This is a genomic window from Arthrobacter sp. P4_F11 (assembly GCF_056401395.1).
Genome location: NZ_JBFUJK010000002.1, coordinates 1 through 17,672 on the forward strand (window position 1 = coordinate 1; position 17,672 = coordinate 17,672).

Here is a 17,672-nt window from a genome sequence, read left to right on the forward strand (position 1 = left end):
GGGGGATGCACACGCTGCACAAATTTGAAACCAGCTAAAAACACCAGACCACACCACGGGGTGGCGGGCCCGGCAAATTCAACCAATTCAATACAATAAATTGGTATCAACAAACTTGGCACACTATTGAGTTCTCAAACAACAGACACACCCGGCACCACCACAACCAACAWTCAGTCGCGGATCGCTCCGGAGCAACTTTTCAAACTTACCCGGCCGCTTCACCCTAGTCAAATCGGCGATCCAGACTCATTCTTGCCATAGGCTTCTGGGTCTTGGTGGCCGTTCAACTCCGGGGAGCAGCGCGGAAATAAACTCTACCACCACTTGGACCGGCTGACAAAGCGGCACAGAAGACGGTGCAGAAAAGCCCGGAATCACGGGGATTCCGGGCCTCTCGCAAACACTTCCCTACGCGCGCCAGACCTGCTGCCCGGGCGCTGCGCCTAGCTCCTAGCGCCTAGCCCAGCGGCTTGAAGTACGCGGCCCCTAGCGGAGGCAGGGTGACGGTGAGCATGGCCGGTTGTCCGTCCAGACCGTCCTTCGTCGCGGTCAGGGTTCCAGTGTTCTCCACCCCGGAACCGCCATAGCTGGCGGCGTCGGTGTTGAGCACTTCCTGCCACTCGCCGGCGGTCGGGACGCCGAGTAGGTAGTCCGTGTGCGGGCCGCCGGAGAAGTTCACGGCGCAGACCAGCGGGTTGCCGTCGGCGTCGCGGCGGATGAACGTCAGCACATTGCGGTCCGAGTCTCCCCCGTTGATCCACTGGAACCCTTCGGGCTGGTTGTCCCGCTCGTACAGCGCCGGCGTGGAACGGTAGAGCTCGTTGAGGTCCTTGGTCAGGAGCTGCATGCCGTTGTGTGCCGGGATGTCCGCGAGCCACCAGTCCAGGCCGTACTGCTCCGACCACTCCGCTTCCTGGCCGAATTCGGTGCCCATGAAGATCAGCTGCTTGCCCGGGTGGGCCCACTGATATCCCAGGAATGCGCGCAGGTTTGCCAACTGCTGCCACCGGTCACCGGGCATCTTGCGCAGCATGGAGCCCTTGCCGTGCACAACTTCATCGTGGCTGATGGGCAGCAGGAAGTTTTCCGTGAAGGCGTAGACCATCGAGAACGTGATGGTGCCGTGGTGCCACCGGCGGTTGTACGGGTCCTCGGCCATGTATTTGAGCGAGTCGTGCATCCAACCCATGTTCCATTTGAGGCCGAAGCCCAGTCCGCCGCCGCTCGTGGGTGCCGTGACGCCCGGGAATGCGGTGGATTCCTCGGCAATCATGACCGCGCCGGGGTGGGTTTTGTAGACCGTGGCGTTGACCTCCTGGAGGAAGGAGATCGCTTCCAGGTTTTCGCGGCCGCCGAAACGGTTTGGCTGCCACTGACCCTCTTCCCGGGAGTAGTCGAGGTAGAGCATCGAGGCAACGGCGTCCACGCGGAGCCCGTCGATGTGGAACTCATCGAGCCAGTACAGGGCGTTGGCCACCAGGAAGTTGCGCACCTCCCTGCGGCCAAAGTCGAAGATCAGCGTTCCCCAGTCCGGGTGCTCGCCCAGGTTCGGATCGGCGTGCTCGTATAGCGCTTCGCCGTCGAACCGGGCCAGGGCCCACTCGTCCTTGGGGAAGTGCGCCGGGACCCAGTCGAGGAGGACGCCGATGCCGGCTTGGTGGAGTTCGTCAACGAGGTGGCGGAATTCGTCCGGGTGCCCGAAGCGCGAGGTCGGCGCGAAGTACGAGGTGACCTGGTAGCCCCACGAGCCGCCGAAGGGGTGCTCGGCCACGGGCATGAACTCCACGTGGGTGAAGCCGAGCCATTTGACGTATTCCACGAGTTCCTTGGCCAGTTCGCGGTAGCCCAGCCCCACCTTCCAGGAACCGAGGTGGACCTCGTAGACGCTCATGGCCGAGTTGTGCGGATCGCGGGCGGCGCGGGCCTGCATCCACTCGGCATCCTTGAAGACGTAAGAGGGCTCCACCACCCGGGATGCCGTCAGCGGCGGGACCTCGGTGCCGAAGGCCAGCGGGTCCGCTTTTTCCACCCAGTATCCGTGCCGGGTCCTGAGTTCAAATTTGTAGCACGCCCCTGCTACAACCCCGGGAATGAAGACCTCCCACACACCGGTGGAACCGAGGGAGCGCATGGAGTGTTCGCGGCCGTCCCAGCCGTTGAAGTCACCCTTGACTCGCACTGCCTGGGCGTTCGGGGCCCAGACGGCGAAGGACACGCCGTCGACGTCGCCAAGCGAGGACTTGTAGTGCTGCACATGCGCGCCGAGGACATCCCACAGACGCTCGTGCCGGCCCTCACCGATCAGGTGCAGGTCCACTTCGCCGACGGTCGGCAGGTAACGGTAGGGGTCGTCCATGACCTGCGGCTCGTGGTCCTTGTAGGTCACCTCGAGCCGGTAATCCGGCACATGGCCGCGCTCGAGCGGCTCCATCACGGCCACCCATACGCCGCTCGATTCGTGCGTCATAGGCGTCGAACCTGCCGACGTCACGACCGAGACCGCTTCCGCCAAGTGCTTGACCGTCCGGATGGTGACATGGCCATGGTCATCGAGGTGGGCGCCGAGGACCGAGTGGGGCGCGTGGTGTTCGCCGCTGGAGACCCTCGCAAGGGTCTCGCCATCCACGGGCAGTGGCGTGCCGGGCCGATCGATACGTGCTGATCCTGTCATTTTTATACCTTCCGCTGCGGCTTCGGCGGCGACGCCGGAACCTGTACTGCCGAGGAGACGACGCGATGCGTTCACCGGGATGGAGAGCCAGTCCGGCCTGTTCCTTAGTTCGTAGATGACTTCGTAGAGGGCCTTGTCGAGCCAGAGCGCCACAAAGAGCGGCGAGTCGCGGTCGATGCTGCCGGGAATGACGTCGGCGTAGCCGGCCAGGAACGCCTCAGCGCAGTCATCCACCCAGGTCCCGGGCACCACGGCTCCGGGGTTTTCGCGGACGGCGGCGCCGGCGGCGTAGTCGAAGGACCGCAGCATGCCGACAACGTCGCGAAGAGCGACGTCCGGGAAGTTGCGCTCGGAGATGGGGCGCAGGGGCTCGCCCTCGAAGTCGAGGATGGCCCAGCGCGGTGGGGCCCCCGGCTCGCCCGGGACCATGCTGCCGGGCACCTGCAGGATCTGCCCGAGATGGAGGTCGCCGTGGATACGCTGGAGCGGGCCAGCGCTGGTACCCTCGAGCCGGCCGAGGAGACGGTCCAGGGCTTCTTCGTATGGCCCGACGGCCTGGCCGGCCTGGGCCCAGGACTGACGGACGCGCTCGGCCACTCCCGGCGCGATGTCCTGCCCCGGCGCAGATTCGGCGGCTGTGCCCAGGGCCTCGGCGAGCCTGCGGTGTACGGTGGCTGTCGCCGCGCCCAGCGCGTGGGCTTCGGCAGCGAACCCGATCCCCCGGCTGGCCGCGTCCACGGCGAGCCGCCACGCATCGAGTCCGCCGGCGAGGAATTCGTGCGCCACAGCAAGCTCGCCGGAGGCGGGACGGACAGTGGCAGGACGGTGGGCACCTGATGGCTCCGCCCCGGCTGCGGCCGCCGGCACCTCCCACTCTCCGGCCACCCAGCCAAGGGTTGCCGGGACCTCCGCGCTGTGCCCCGCAGTCAGCGCCGCACCGATTTCAACCTCGGGATTCTGGCCCTCGGACAGCACTCGGAAGAACTTCACGATGGCGACTGTGCCGCCGTCCTCGTCGTCGACGATAACCGAGCTGTTCGATTGCTCGCCCGCCAGGACCTTGACCTTGCCTGTTGCGAACGGAAGGCTGTAGCCGGACTCCACCAGGTGGCCGGTGGCGTTGCCCGACGGCGTCGTTGCGCCGTGCCGCATGAGCTCCAGCCAGGCGGCGACGAAGGAGGCGTCGTGGACGCCGTCGTACACCCACTGGTGGGCGGCATCAGCGCGGGTGCCGGGAAGTTCGCCGATCAGCGCGCGTTCTGCCCCCGGAAGGGGTTCTGGCCGGAAACTGAGCGGCACCTGGACGACGTCGGTGCGGCTGCCGCCGGGCGTGGGGTAGGACACCGCGACCAGCAACACCTCGAACGTGGCCCCGCCGGCGCCGGCCTCCAGGCGCAGGCCGCCCGCCGGTTCGAAGGTGAACTCGGCGGTCTTGACAGGGAACCATCGCTGGCGCGGCAGCCAGGCGCCAAGCAGTCCGCTCAAGGCCGGGGCAAGGGCTGTTCGCGTCATCTCAACCCTCGATGGACAGTACGGGCATCGCCTGTGTGAACGGGGATGCCGGGTTGGAGGCGGCGGAACGGATCCGCAACCAGAAGAAATCGTGGCTGCCCAGGGTCAGCGTCAGGGTTCCGTCCTCGCCGATGCCCGGGAACGCCTGGCCGCCGAAGACGTCCCGGAGGCCCCTTCCGGCGAAGCCGGGCACGCGCAGTTTCGTCGCCACGGGGTGCTGGGAGAGGTTGAAGGCGCACAGGATGGTCTCGGCGTCCGCGCCGGCAGCGTTGCCTTCGGGGAGTTCACGCAGATAGGCCAGGACGACGTCGTGGTCAGCCTCCACGTGCTTGAACCCGCCGAGTCCGAAGGCGGGGTGGTTCTTGCGGACGCTCAGGATCTGCCTGGTCCAGCGCAACAGGGACCCCGAATGGGCGGCCTCGGCCTCCACGTTCGCCATGCTGTAGTTGTAGACCAGCGACTGGATCACCGGCAGGTACAGCTTGCCGGGGTCGGCGTGGGAGAACCCGGCGTTCCGGTCCGGGTTCCATTGCATCGGGGTGCGGACCGCGTCACGGTCCTCGAGCCAGATGTTGTCCCCCATGCCGATCTCGTCCCCGTAGTACAGGAACGGGCTGCCGGGCAGGGACAGCAGCAGGGCGTTGATGAGCTCGATCTCGGAGCGGGAGTTATCCAGCAGCGGGGCCAGCCGGCGCCGGATGCCGATGTTGGCGCGCATGCGTGGATCCGGCGCGTACCAGCCGAGCATCGCGGCGCGTTCGTCTGAAGTGACCATTTCCAGCGTCAGTTCGTCGTGGTTGCGCAGGAACGTGCCCCACTGGGCGCCTTCGGGAATGTCCGGCGTGTCCTTCATCGTCTCGATGATGGGGGCCGCCTTCTGGTCCCGCAGCGCGTAGTACAGCCGCGGCATGATCGGGAAGTGGAACGCCATGTGGCATTCCGGTTCCTCTTCGGTGCCGAAGTACTCCACCACTTCGGCGGGCGGCTGGTTGGCCTCGGCAATGATCACGCGGCCCGGGTAGCTTTCATCGACCATCCGGCGGAGCTGGCGGAGGAATTCGTGGGTCTGCGGCAGGTTCTCGCAGTTAGTGCCCTCCTCCTCGAACAGGTACGGGATGGCGTCGGCCCGGAAGCCGTCGATGCCCTGGTCCAGCCAGAACCGCACGACGTCGAAGAGCGCGTCAATGACCTTGGGGTTCTCGAAGTTCAGGTCGGGCTGGTGGCTGAAGAACCGGTGCCAGAAGAACTGCCGGCGGATGGGATCGAAGGTCCAGTTGGATTCCTCCGTGTCCACGAAGATAATGCGGGCGTCTTCGTACTTCTCGTCTGTGTCGCTCCAGACGTAGAAGTCGCCGAACGGACCGTCGGGGTCTTTCCGCGACTCCTGGAACCACGGGTGCTGGTCGGAGGTGTGGTTCAGCGGAAGGTCGATGATGACCCGGACGCCCCGGGCATGGGCCTCGGCCACGAGCCGTTTGAAGTCGCTGATGGTGCCGAACTCGTCCAGCACGGAGTTGTAGTCCGAGATGTCGTAGCCGCCGTCGCGCAGCGGTGACTGGAAGAACGGCGGGAGCCACAGGCAGTCCACCCCGAGCCACTGCAGGTAGTCCAGTTTCTCGATCAGGCCGTGGAAGTCGCCCGAGCCGTCTCCGTTGCCGTCGGCGAAGCCCCGCACGAGCACCTCGTAAAAGACCGCCTTGCGGTACCAGAGGGGATCGTGCTGGAGGCCCGGGGCATTCAATTCAAAGCTCCCCCTCGGGCTGAAGTGCTGGCTCGGGTTCTGCGGGCTAAAACTCACTGGCACTACCTCCGGATGCTAAGAATGTGAACGGGCTCGGCGTGCGGGTCCAGGCGGACGTAGTTGTACTCCCCCCATTCCCAACTCTCGCCGGTCAGCAGGTCATCAACCATGAAACGGCCGTTGTGCGTGAAGTTCTCCGGGTCCAGTTCCAGCGCCGGCAGGTCCAGGGACACCGTGCTCTCCCGGGTGCCGTGCGGGTCCACGTTGACGACGATGATCAGGGTGTCCTTGGTCCCGTCCGCGAGGGTCTTGTGCTTGGAGTACACCACGGTGGAGCTGTCCGAGCTCTGGTGCACCGTCAGGTTCTGCAGATCCCCCAAGGCCGGGTGTGCGCGCCGGATCCCGTTGAGCCGGGTCAGGTATGGGGCCAGGGTGCGCCCCGATTCTGCCGCCGTGTCCCAGTCGCGGGCCTTGTACTCAAACTTCTCGTTGTCGATGTACTCCTCGGCGCCGGGACGGGCCACGTGTTCGTAGAGCTCAAAGCCGGCGTACACGCCCCAGATGGGGCTTGCCGTCGCGGCCAGGGCGGCACGGATCTTGAAGGCCGCCGGGCCGCCGAACTGCAGGTACTCGGTGAGGATGTCCGGGGTGTTGACGAAAAAGTTCGGCCGGAAGTAGGCCGCCGACTCGTGGCTGACCTCCTGGAAGTATGTCTCCAGTTCTTCCTTGGTGTTCCGCCAGGTGAAGTAGGTGTAGGACTGCTGGAAGCCGGCCCGGCCAAGCGCGTGCATCATGGCCGGGCGGGTGAACGCCTCGGCGAGGAAGACGACGTCGGGGTGCTTCTTATTGACCTTGCCGATCAGCCATTCCCAGAACCAGACGGGTTTGGTATGCGGATTGTCCACCCGGAACACTTTGACGCCGTGGCTGACCCAGAGCATCACAATCCTTAGAATTTCGTTGGACAGCCCTGCGGGGTCGTTGTCGAAATTCAGCGGGAAAATGTCCTGGTATTTCTTTGGCGGATTCTCCGCGTAGGCAATAGTGCCGTCGACGCGCGTGGTGAACCATTCCGGGTGGCTTTGCACCCACGGGTGGTCCGGCGCGGCCTGCAGGGCAAGGTCCAGGGCCACCTCGAGTCCCAACTCACCGGCCCGCGCTACGAAGGCGTCGAAGTCCTCGAAGGTGCCCAGATCCGGGTGGATGGCGTCGTGGCCGCCCTCGTGGGATCCGATGGCCCACGGCGAACCGGGATCGTGCGGTCCGGCGATCAGGGTGTTGTTCGGCCCCTTGCGGTGCTGGACGCCGATCGGGTGGATCGGCGGCATGTAGATGATGTCAAAGCCCATGGCGGCGACGGCGTCGAGGCGTTGCGCAGCCGTGCGGAAGTTGCCGGAGGTCCATTCACCCGTGTCGTGGTTGCGCACGGCACCTTCGGAGCGGGGGAAGAATTCGTACCAGGCGCCGGCTCCGGCAAGCTTTCGCTCCACCAGCAGCGGGTAAGGCTCGGAAACCGTCACAAGTTCGCGGATGGGCTGGCGTTCGACGACGGCGGCGACGTCGGCGCCGAAGCCGGCGGCGAGGCGTTCCTCGGGTGTCCGGGACGTGTCTGAGAGGACGACGACGGCCATCCGCAGCGTTCTGCGGTCACCGGAGGGGCGGGAGGCGTCTTCGGAGGCTTCGGCCAGCAGGGCGGCACCTTCGGACAGCATGAGCTCGACGTCGATGCCGGCCTCCACCTTGACCTCGGCGTTGTGGTGCCATGTGCCGTAGCGGTCGTGCCAGGCCTCGATGACGAAGGACCAGTTGCCAGTGGCGGGCGGGGTCAGGAGGCCTTCCCAGCGGTCCGTGCCCATTCCGCGGGGTCCGCGCGGCGGGGCGAGACGGACCCGCTGCCGCTCTTTGCCGCGGGGGTCGAGCAGGACCGCGCTGACCCCGAGCTGGTCGTGTCCCTCCCGGAACGCGGTGGCTCCCACGACAATGGTTTGGCCCTCGACGGCTTTGGCGGGAAACTTTCCGCCCTCCACCGAAGGTTGCACGGCGGTGATCGGAAAGCGGCCAAATCGAAGGCCATCCGTGATCAGGGCCTTGGGCTTTTGCTTGGACACGGCGCTGGTTCGCGAGTTATTCGTCACAGCCTCGACGTTATCTACAAAACGGCCAGAATGCTAAGGCCTCGAACGTTTTCCGGAGGTTTCCGGTTCTGGTCGGAGTGATATCCGTCATTTACGGGAAAGAATCTTAAAGCAGTTCCGGGGCACCGACTTGTCCGTTAGTGTTTCGCAGGTGAAGGCAATCCGCAGATTTACCGTCCGAACCGTACTCCCGGAGTCGATCCGGCCGCTGGCCCGGCTCGCCACCAATCTCCGGTGGTCCTGGCACCGGCCCACCCGGGAGCTTTTCGAGGGGCTCAACCCCGGGATCTGGGCGGAGAGCGCCCACGACCCCGTGACTTTTCTGGGCCTGGTGAGCCGGGAAGAGCTGCAGCGCCTCGCCGCGGACCAGGACGTGGTGCGGCGCGTCCACGCCGCGGCCGATGACCTCGACCGGTACCTGGAACAGCCGCGCTGGTACCAGAGCCTGGGCGACGGCGCGCCGGCATGCATCGCCTACTTCTCGCCGGAGTTCGGCATCACCGAGGTCCTGCCCCAGTACTCCGGCGGCCTTGGCATCCTGGCCGGGGACCACCTGAAAGCGGCCTCGGACCTTGGCGTGCCGCTGATCGGCGTCGGCCTCCTGTACCAGGCCGGCTACTTTAAGCAGTCGCTCTCCCGGGACGCCTGGCAGCAGGAAACGTACCCGGTCCTCGACCCCGACGGGCTGCCCCTGACGCTCCTGCGCGAGGCCTCCCCGGACGGCAACGGCAAACCGGTCCAGATCTCCCTGCCGCTTCCCCAGGGCCGGCGCCTGCTGGCGCACGTGTGGCGGGCCGACGTCGGACGTGTGCCGCTGCTGCTGCTGGATTCCAACGTTCCGGGCAACGACGAGGCCGCCCGCGGCATCACCGACCGCCTGTACGGCGGCGGCGGAGACCACCGGCTGCAGCAGGAGCTGCTGCTGGGCATGGGCGGGGTCAAGGCGCTGCGGGAGTTCCAGCGGCTCACGGGCGTCCCCGCGCCGGAGGTCTTCCACACCAACGAGGGCCACGCCGGGTTCCTCGGCGTCGAGCGGATCCAGGAATTGATGTCCGGCGCGGCGCCGCTGAGCTGGGAGGAGGCCCTGGCCGCCGGGCGCGCGTCCACGGTGTTCACCACCCACACGCCGGTGCCGGCGGGAATCGACCGCTTCGAAATCTCCCAGATTCAGCACTTCTTCGAAGCCGGCCTCGCCCCGGACGTCCCGGTGGCCAAGATCCTGGACCTGGGCCGCGAGGACTTCGCCGACGGCAACCCGTTCGTGTTCAACATGGCCGTGATGGGGCTGCGGCTGGCCCAGCGGGCCAACGGTGTGGCCAAACTGCACGGCGTGGTCTCGCGCGGGATGTTCTCCGCCCTCTGGCCGGGCTTCGATCACTCCGAAATCCCCATCACCTCCGTCACCAACGGCGTGCACGTCCCCACCTGGGTGGACCCCCGCATCGCCGCGCTGGCGCGGGACCAGTTCGGTGCCGAGGCGGAGGCGCAGGGCCGGTGGGACCTGGCCTACAACGTCACCGACGAGGACCTCTGGGCGTTGCGGCGCGAGATGCGGGTGTCCCTGGTGGAGGATGTCCGGCGCCGGCTCCGGGCCGCGTGGAAGAAGCGCGGCGCGGCCGACGCCGAGCTGGCGTGGACGGACTCCGTCCTGGATCCGGACGTCCTGACCATCGGCTTTGCCCGCCGCGTGCCGACCTACAAGCGGCTGACCCTGATGCTGCGCGACCCGGAACGGCTTAAGGCGCTGCTGCTGCACAAGACGCACCCCATTCAGCTGGTCATCGCCGGGAAGTCCCACCCGGCGGACGACGCCGGCAAGAAGATGATCCAGGACCTCGTCCGGTTCACCGACGACCCCGCCGTGCGGCACCGGATCGCGTTCCTGCCCAACTACGACATCGCCATGGCCCGGACCCTGTTCCCCGGCTGCGATGTGTGGCTGAACAACCCGCTGCGCCCGCTGGAGGCCTGCGGTACCTCCGGCATGAAGGCTGCCCTGAACGGTTCGCTGAACCTCTCGGTCATGGACGGCTGGTGGGATGAGATGTACGACGGCGAGAACGGCTGGGCGATCCCGACCGCCAACAACGACGCCTCCCCGGAGGAACGCGACGACATCGAGGCGGCGGCACTGTACGAGTTGCTCGAAAAGCAGGTGGCGCCGCGGTTCTACGGGCTGACCGTGTCCGACGCCGCGGGCGCTGCCGGACCGTCCCAGCCCGGCCTGCAGGCCGTTCCTACGCACTGGGTTTCGATGATCAAGCACACCATGTCCCACCTGGGCCCGGCGGTTTCCGCGGAACGGATGCTCCGGGACTACGTCAACGTCCTGTACCGGCCCGCCGCGATCGCAGGGCGCCATGCCGTGGCGGACAACTACGCCCAGGCCAAGGCCCTGGCGGCATGGAGCTCACGGGTCCGGGCCGCATGGCCGCACATCCAGGTTGAACACGTCGACTCGGTGGGGGTCTCCGAGGACCCGCAGATCGGCGATCTGCTGCAGGTAAATGCGTACGTGGCGCTGCGTGAGCTTTCACCGGACGACGTCTATGTTGAGGTGGCCTACGGCCGGGCAGAGGACACCGATGAGCTGACGGACATCACGGTCGCGGAGCTCAAGGCCGCCGAAGACCTCGGCAAGGGCCGGCACCTCTTCAGCGGCACGCTGGTGATTGACCGTTCGGGGTCCTTCGGCTACACCGTGCGTGTGCTCCCCAAGAACGACGGCCTGGCCTCAAAAGCGGAGCTGGGCCTGATCGTCAACGCCTGACTGTCACCGCGGCCTGACCGTCACCGCGTGGCGTGCTAGCTCTTTTAGAGGCAGACGGCGATGACGTCCAGGCTCTTGCCGGCGTAGCCTTCGGCGTCCTGCAGCGTTTCGCAGATGACGCCGAAGGAGCGGTCCGCGCGGAGCGCGGCGGGCACCTGCCAGATGAACGTGACGGGCGCCTCGCCGTCGTCCGTCACGGCATCCGCGACGTCGTGCAGCGAATCGTGCAGGGCATCCAGGTCCGTGCCGTAGTCCTCCGGGACGTCCAGGAGCTCGCCGAACGTGTCCAGGACCGCCTGCTTGGTGTCGGCGGCGGGGACCACCAGGGCGCGCCGGCCGGCGTCGCCGATTTGCGCCGTGAGTTCTTCGATGGTCCAGGTCTCTGCCGAGTAAATCTTCATGGGGGCCTTAATTTCGAATTGTTTAGGTGCGGTAGATATTGATCGTGTTGGCTTGGACGAGGTCGCGCTCACCGGAGGCGACGCGGGCCCCCTGACGCCGGTCATGGAGTTCGGACGTCGTCACGCGGAGTTCGAAGAGCCGGTGCCCGGTGCCGTCCTCATTGCTCAGCCGAGGCAAGGTGACCTTGACGTCGTCGGCGCCGCCGTTGACCACCACGAGGCCGTCGACGTGCCCGTCGTCGGATCCGAGCAGGAGCTGGATCACACGGTGGCCGGGGTCATGCCACGTGTCGGCGGACATAGGCTGGCCGTCCACATCGAACCAGTGGAAGTAGGACTGGTTGTCACGCGCCGGGTAATCATGCGGCTGGCTGGCCAGAAACTCCTTGCGCAGCCGGATGACGCGCTTGGTGGTGCGCAGCATCGCATGGGATTCCGTGGTGCTGGTCCAGTCGATCCAGGTCAGTGCATTGTCCTGGCAGTAGGCGTTGTTGTTCCCCTGCTGGGTCCGGCAGATCTCGTCCCCGGCGGTGATCATGGGTACGCCCTGGGAAATCATTAGGCAGGCCATCAGGTTCCGCCTGCTTTGGGCGCGCCGGGCGAGGATGTCGCCGTCTTCAGTGGGGCCCTCGAAGCCGTGGTTGTAGCTGCGGTTATCGCCGTGGCCGTCCCGGTTCTGCTCGCCGTTGGCCTCGTTGTGCTTGCGGTCGTAGGCCGTCAGGTCGGCCAGGGTGAAGCCATCGTGGGCCGTGATCAGGTTCAGCGAGGCAAGCCGGGACCGGCCCGAGGACTCGAACAGCCGGGCGGAACCGGAGAGGGCGTCCGCGAGGCGGGCCACCGGGCCGCCGCTGCCACCGCCGTCGATCGCGGCGCGGTCGGCGAGCCAGAAGCTGCGGACGGCGTCGCGGAAATGATCGTTCCAGTCCACCCACCCGGCGGGAAACCGGCCGGTCTGCCAGCCGCCGTAGCCCACGTCCCAGGGTTCGGAAATCAGCTTGACGCCGGACAGGACCGGATCGGCTCCGACGGCGACGAGGAAGGGGTGCCGCGGATCGAATTCGTTGGAGCTGTTGCGGCACAGCGTGACGGCGAGGTCGAAGCGGAACCCGTCGATGTGGAACTCGCTCACCCAGTAGCGCAGGGAATCCAGCACCAGCTGCACCACGCGGGGTTCGCCAAAGTTCAGGCTGTTGCCGCAGCCCGTGGTGTCCACGTACCTGCCGTGGCCGTCGTTGCGGTAGTACTGCATCTCGCCCAGGCCGCGGAAGCTCAGGGTGGGACCGTCCGTGCCGCCCTCGGCGGTGTGGTTGTACACGACGTCGAGGATGACTTCGAGCCCGGCGGCATGCAGCAGCTTGACCATGCCCTTGAACTCGTCCTGGACCGCGTGGGCGCCGGCGGCCTGGGCGGCCTCGGTGGCGTAGCCGGGATGCGGGGCGAAGAACGCCGCCGTGTTGTAGCCCCAGTAGTTCGTCAGCCCGAGCTGCTGCAGGTGCGGCTCGTCCACGTGGAAATGCACGGGCAGGAGCTGGACGGCCGTGACGCCCAGCGAGATCAGGTGCTCGATCATGGCCGGGTGGGCCATCCCGGCGTACGTCCCCTGCAGGTCCTCCGGAATATCCGGGTGCAGCTTCGTCTGGCCGCGGACGTGGGCCTCGTAAACGATCGTGTTGCGCCACGGGACCCGCGGGCTGCGGTCCAGACCCCAGTCAAAGTCGTTACCGACCCGGACGCTGGTGATCAGCTCATCGCGTTCGTCGACGGCCCGGCCGTAGGGGTCCATCAGCAGCGGCTGCTCGCCGGCGGCATCGAAATCCGTGGCGGGCATGGACAGCGGGAGGGCCTCGTGTTCCGGGGAGGACCGGAAGCCATAGCGCGAGCCGGCGGGAATGCCCTCAACAATTCCGTGGTGGACGCCGTCGGTGACGTTGGGCAGGGTCTTCACCTGCCAGGTTCCCCCGGGCGCCTGATATTCGATCTCCAGCGTGGTTACGCCGGGCGCGTAGACGGCCACGTTGGCGAACGCGCCCCGGGGATCGTCCACTGCCGGCGACCCGGTATGTGGAACGCTGATCCCCAGCGGAAACGCCCGCGAAGCGTCTACGGTGGAAGCGGTATCTATGTAAGACATAACCATTGCTTAAAGCTTAGCCGGGCCAGACAAATGGCCCCCGTTTTCGTTTTCATGACGTTTTGCAGTGTACGGACCGCCGCACTGCATACTGTAATGGAGCGCCGAGTTGGAGGTAATTGTGCGCGTTGCACTAGCCCAAATCATTACCGGCCGTGACGTGGCCGCAAACCTGGACCTCGTGGACGCCTACGCGCGCCAGGCCAAGGCCGGCGGCGCGGACCTCGTGGTGTTCCCGGAAGCAACCATGCGGGCCTTCGGCAATTCGCTCCTCGATATCGCCGAGCCGCTGGACGGCCCGTGGGCATCCCGCGTCCGTGACCTCGCCGCAGAGCTCGGCCTGGTGATCGTCGCCGGCATGTTCACTCCCGGCACCGCCGGCAACGGCGCCAAGGTGCGCAACACCCTGCTGGTCACCGGGCGCGGCCTCGAGGCCAGCTACGACAAAATCCATCTGTTCGATGCCTTCGGTTTCGCCGAGTCGGACACGGTTGACGCCGGCACCGCCCCCGTCACCTTCGAGCTCGACGGCGTGACGTTCGGCCTCGCCACGTGCTACGACGTCCGATTCCCGGACCTGTTCACGGAAAACGCGGACCTCGGCGCCGACGTCAACATTGTGTGCGCCTCCTGGGGCTCGGGCCCCGGCAAGGCCGAGCAGTGGAAGCTCCTGGCCCGCGCCCGCGCCCTGGACTCCACCACCCTGATCCTCGCCTGCGGCCAGGGCGACCCCGCCAGCGTGGGTCACCCGGCCAAGGGTTCCGCCCCCACCGGCGTCGGGCACTCCGTGGTGGTCTCCCCCATGGGCGACGTCCTCGAAGAGCTCGACGGCGCCCCCGGACTGCTGTTCGCCGACCTGGACACCGCCGTCGTCCAGGAAGCCCGCACCAAACTCCCGGTCCTGGCCAACCGCCACAAGTTCTAAGTCACTATCGGCCAAGTTCCCTCACTTTTGGCACGTTAAGGCACGTTAAACGGAAACGCTCCACCACGTTTCGCACGTTTAACCGAAGCGCTCCCCCACAAGAAGTGAGGGAGCGCTTAGCCGTTTACCGCGAAAGGTGAGGGAGCGTTTGACGTTTTACGACCAAAGGTGAGGGAGCGTCGGAGACGGGACCGGAGTTTTGCTAAGGAGCGCATCGCCGACCAGAGACGGTGAAGGCCGCCCGCGGCCGAAAGCGTCGACGGGAGGTGTCTAAGCGACGGCAAAACTTCGGTTCCGGCGAAGCCGGCCCCGAACGCAGGACTACTTTGCGGCGCGCTGGCGGGAGATTTCGTAGAGGGAGATGCCGACGGCCATGGAGGCGTTGAGGGATTCCATGGCGGAGTCGATCGGGATGGAGACGATCTGGTCGCAGTTTTCGCGGACCAGGCGGCTCAGGCCCTTGCCCTCGGACCCGACGACGATGCACACCGGTTCGGTGGCCAGAGTGAGCTCGGGCAGCGAGACGTCGCCGTCGCCGTCGAGACCCAGGACGTAGATCCCCATGTTCTTGAACGCCTTGAGCGTGTTGTTCAGGTTGGCCGCGCGGGCGACGGGGACGCGGACGGCTGCACCGGCGCTGGTCTTCCAGGCCGAGGCGGTGACGCCCACGGAGCGGCGCTCCGGGACGACGACGCCGTGGCCGCTGAAAGCCGAGACGGAGCGGATGATCGCGCCGAGGTTTCGGGGATCGGTGATGCCGTCGAGTGCGACGAAGAGCGGGGCGTTGGCTACGTGGCCCTTCTTCCAGGCCTCGAGGGTTTCTTCGGCGAGCTCGTACGCGTCCTGGTATTCGTACGGCGGGATCTGCAGCACGAGGCCCTGGTGGATGGCGTCGTCGGTCATCCGGTCGAGCTCGGGCTTGCCGGTTTCCATCAGCGGGATGCCGCGTTCGGCGGCCAGCTTCAGGGATTCCTTGACGCGGTCGTCCATTTCGATGCGGACGGCGACGTGCAGGGCCTTGGCCGGGATGCCGGCGCGCAGGGCTTCGACCACCGAGTTGCGCCCGGTGACGACCTCTTCGGTGGCGCGGCCCTTGGGACCGGAGCGGCCGGTGCGGGCGGCGGCGCTGGTAGTGCGGCTTCCGCTGGCGCGCTTGGCCTCGGAGCGTTCGGCGAGCTGCTTGTTCTTGTATGCCTTGTGGTAGGGGCGGTCCTCCGCCTTCGGCGTGGGGCCCTTGCCCTCAAGTGCCTTGCGGCCGTGACCGCCGGTACCGACGGAGGGGCCCTTCTTCAATTTGACCGAGCGGCGACCGTTGTTGGCCATGAGTTTCACCCTTTAAATACGCGATTCGTTGATAAGTCTGACCTCCAGTCTACTGACTCGAGTAAAATCCACGATTTCGGGGTGGCCCGGAAGGTACGACGGCGGCCCCCTTCACCGGCTGCCGGCAACGGGGCTCAGCCGCGCTTCAGGCTCCAGCTCGCCCCGTCCGGGCCGTCCTCGACGACGACGCCGGCAGCCGCCAGGGTGTCCCGGATCGCGTCCGAAGCGGCCCAGTCCTTGGCGGCCCGGGCGTGGGCGCGCGCCTCCAGCTGAGCCTCGACCAGGACGCCAAGGGCGGTGTTGGCTTGCTCGTCGGCCGCCGGCGTTGCGGTGGCGTTGAGGCCGAGGACGTCCAGCATGGCGGTGACGCCGGCCAGCGCCTGACCCGCGGCGTCGAGGTCGCCGTCGGTGAGAGCCGTGTTGCCGGCCCGGACGGTCTCGTGGAGCACCGCCAGTGCCTGCGGGACGTTGAGGTCATCGTCCATGGCCACCCCAAAAGCTTCCGGAACAGAACCAGCGGACGCGTCCGGTCCCGGGTCGGGCAGGACCCTGCTTGCGCGGCTGAGGAAGCCGTCAATCCGTTCGACGGCGGCAGCGGCTTCCTGCAGGGACGTCGGCTGGTAGTCCAGGACCGAGCGGTACTGCGCCTGCCCGAGGTAGTACCGGACAACGCGCGGCGGAGCGATCTCGAGCATTTCCGTCGGGCTGACGGTGTTGCCGATGGACTTGGACATTTTCTCGCCGGCGTAGGTGACCATCCCGTTGTGCATCCAGAAGTTGGCGAAGCCGTGGCCTGCCGCCTGTGACTGCGCCATTTCGTTTTCGTGGTGCGGGAAGCGCAGGTCCAGGCCGCCGCCGTGGATGTCGAACTCGGTGCCGAGGTATTTGGTGACCATCGCGGAGCATTCGAGGTGCCAGCCCGGGCGGCCGGCGCCCCACGGGGAAGACCAGCTCGCCGTCGTCGGCTCACCGTCCTTGTAGCCTTTCCACAGCGCGAAGTCGCGGGGGTCCTTCTTGCCGCGGGGGTCCGCGTCCGGGGCGCCTTGCATGTCGTCGAGTTTCTGCCGCGTCAGCGAGCCGTACTTGGACCAGGAACGCACGTCGAAGTAGACGTCGCCGGAGTCGTCCAGGGCCGGGTAGGCGTGGCCGCGGTCGATCAGCTGCTGGATGAGGGCGTGCATTTCCGGGATGTGGCCGGTAGCGCGGGGCTCATAGGTGGGGCGGGAGACGCCCAGGGTGTCATAGGCCTTGAGGAATTCCTGCTCGTAGCGGTAGGCCAGGGCCCACCATTCCTCGTTGCGGAGGGCTCCGGGCTCGTCGTCAAAGTCGGCGCCGAAGGAGGCGGCCGACTTGGCAAGGATCTTGTCGTCGATGTCGGTGACGTTGCGGACTGCCGTCACCCGGAAACCGCGGTACTGCAACCAGCGGGTTAGCTGGTCGAACGCGATGGCCGAGCGGATGTGGCCGACGTGTGGCATGCCCTGGACGGTGGCTCCGCAGTAGTACAGGCTCACCTTGCCAGGTACCAGGGGGACGAAGTCGCGGACTTCGGCGGATGCAGTGTCGTAAAAGCGCAGGGTCACCGCTCCAGATTAGCCGATGGGGTTCCGGGGCCCTGACCCGCGGCTTTGCCGGCACGGCGCAGACCGGCACGGCGCAGGCCGGCAGGCCAGCCGCCGGAGACGGCCGGTGCAGTGGCCTACTTGCAGTATTGGCCGATCTTGTTGATCTGCTCCGTGAGCTGGGCCGTCTGTTGATCCGTCTTGGTTCCCGTAGGGCTCGCCGCAACCTGCTTCATGATCTCGGCCATCTGCTGGATCGGGGCGCCCACCTCCGGCGCTACCTTGTCCGCAACCTCCTGGTAGTGCTGGCCAATCTGCCCTGCCTGCTCCTTCGCGCTCCCGGAGGGCACGAAGGTGTCGGTGTTGAGGAACTTACAGCTTTCCTCGACACTGAGCTTCGGAGTGGCGCTGGGCGTTTGGGGCGTTGTCGTGGAGGCGGCACAGCCGCTCAGCATGGTCCCTGCCACGAGTACGACGGCGGTCAGCAGCTTCTTCACG

At 66.6% G+C, this 17,672-nt stretch carries 10 protein-coding genes; 2 read left to right on the forward strand and 8 right to left on the reverse strand.

Features of this window, described 5'->3' with window-relative positions:
• Nucleotides 1–460 precede the first annotated feature (460 nt).
• From AC1DRO_RS03045 to AC1DRO_RS03055, 3 genes are read right to left on the reverse strand one after another with little or no spacing between them, the layout of a single operon-like run.
• Nucleotides 461–4,186, reverse strand: a complete 3,726-nt coding sequence (locus AC1DRO_RS03045) for a 1,4-alpha-glucan branching enzyme (RefSeq protein WP_476949774.1) — start codon at nucleotides 4,184–4,186, stop codon at nucleotides 461–463.
• 1 nt (nucleotide 4,187) lies between these two features.
• A complete protein-coding gene (gene treS, locus AC1DRO_RS03050) occupies nucleotides 4,188–5,984 on the reverse strand; it encodes a maltose alpha-D-glucosyltransferase (protein WP_476949775.1) in 1,797 nt (598 codons plus the stop codon).
• Between the two features lie 5 nt (nucleotides 5,985–5,989).
• On the reverse strand, nucleotides 5,990–8,062 hold the full coding sequence (locus AC1DRO_RS03055; RefSeq protein ID WP_476949776.1) for an alpha-1,4-glucan--maltose-1-phosphate maltosyltransferase: 2,073 nt from the start codon (nucleotides 8,060–8,062) through the stop codon (nucleotides 5,990–5,992).
• A 151-nt stretch (nucleotides 8,063–8,213) separates the two neighbouring features.
• Here AC1DRO_RS03055 and glgP point away from each other — a divergent pair, with 151 nt between their 5' ends.
• The gene (gene glgP, locus AC1DRO_RS03060; protein WP_476949777.1) at nucleotides 8,214–10,832 is read left to right on the forward strand and encodes an alpha-glucan family phosphorylase; all 2,619 of its coding nucleotides are present in this window, start codon (nucleotides 8,214–8,216) and stop codon (nucleotides 10,830–10,832) included.
• Nucleotides 10,833–10,876: 44 nt separating this feature from the next.
• On the opposite strand, the gene AC1DRO_RS03065 is transcribed toward glgP, so the two are convergent.
• Entirely contained in the window at nucleotides 10,877–11,233 is a 357-nt protein-coding gene (locus AC1DRO_RS03065; protein WP_079552073.1) for a barstar family protein, read from the reverse strand.
• Nucleotides 11,234–11,255: 22 nt separating this feature from the next.
• The gene (gene glgX, locus AC1DRO_RS03070; RefSeq protein ID WP_476949778.1) at nucleotides 11,256–13,370 is read right to left on the reverse strand and encodes a glycogen debranching protein GlgX; all 2,115 of its coding nucleotides are present in this window, start codon (nucleotides 13,368–13,370) and stop codon (nucleotides 11,256–11,258) included.
• A gap of 115 nt (nucleotides 13,371–13,485) precedes the next feature.
• On the opposite strand from glgX, the gene AC1DRO_RS03075 reads away from it, so the two are divergent.
• Nucleotides 13,486–14,289, forward strand: coding sequence for a carbon-nitrogen hydrolase family protein (locus AC1DRO_RS03075; protein WP_476949779.1), 804 nt, complete (start codon nucleotides 13,486–13,488; stop codon nucleotides 14,287–14,289).
• A 321-nt stretch (nucleotides 14,290–14,610) separates the two neighbouring features.
• On the opposite strand, the gene rlmB is transcribed toward AC1DRO_RS03075, so the two are convergent.
• From rlmB to AC1DRO_RS03090, 3 genes are all read right to left on the reverse strand, one after another.
• Nucleotides 14,611–15,612 (reverse strand): 23S rRNA (guanosine(2251)-2'-O)-methyltransferase RlmB, encoded by a 1,002-nt coding sequence (gene rlmB / locus AC1DRO_RS03080; RefSeq protein WP_476949780.1) that lies wholly within the window; start codon nucleotides 15,610–15,612, stop codon nucleotides 14,611–14,613.
• Nucleotides 15,613–15,746: 134 nt separating this feature from the next.
• The gene (cysS, locus tag AC1DRO_RS03085; RefSeq protein WP_476949781.1) at nucleotides 15,747–17,195 is read right to left on the reverse strand and encodes a cysteine--tRNA ligase; all 1,449 of its coding nucleotides are present in this window, start codon (nucleotides 17,193–17,195) and stop codon (nucleotides 15,747–15,749) included.
• Nucleotides 17,196–17,311: 116 nt separating this feature from the next.
• The gene (locus AC1DRO_RS03090) at nucleotides 17,312–17,671 is read right to left on the reverse strand and encodes a hypothetical protein (RefSeq protein ID WP_079552067.1); all 360 of its coding nucleotides are present in this window, start codon (nucleotides 17,669–17,671) and stop codon (nucleotides 17,312–17,314) included.
• Nucleotide 17,672: the final 1 nt, after the last annotated feature.

What these genes read in the sequence shown, in the direction of transcription:
- AC1DRO_RS03045 (WP_476949774.1), bottom strand. Translation starts at nt 4,186, where the DNA reads ATGACGCGAACAGCCCTTGCCCCGGCCTTGAGCGGACTGCTTGGCGCC.
- AC1DRO_RS03065 (WP_079552073.1), bottom strand. Translation starts at nt 11,233, where the DNA reads ATGAAGATTTACTCGGCAGAGACCTGGACCATCGAAGAACTCACGGCG.
- glgX (WP_476949778.1), bottom strand. Translation starts at nt 13,370, where the DNA reads ATGGTTATGTCTTACATAGATACCGCTTCCACCGTAGACGCTTCGCGG.
- rlmB (WP_476949780.1), bottom strand. Translation starts at nt 15,612, where the DNA reads ATGGCCAACAACGGTCGCCGCTCGGTCAAATTGAAGAAGGGCCCCTCC.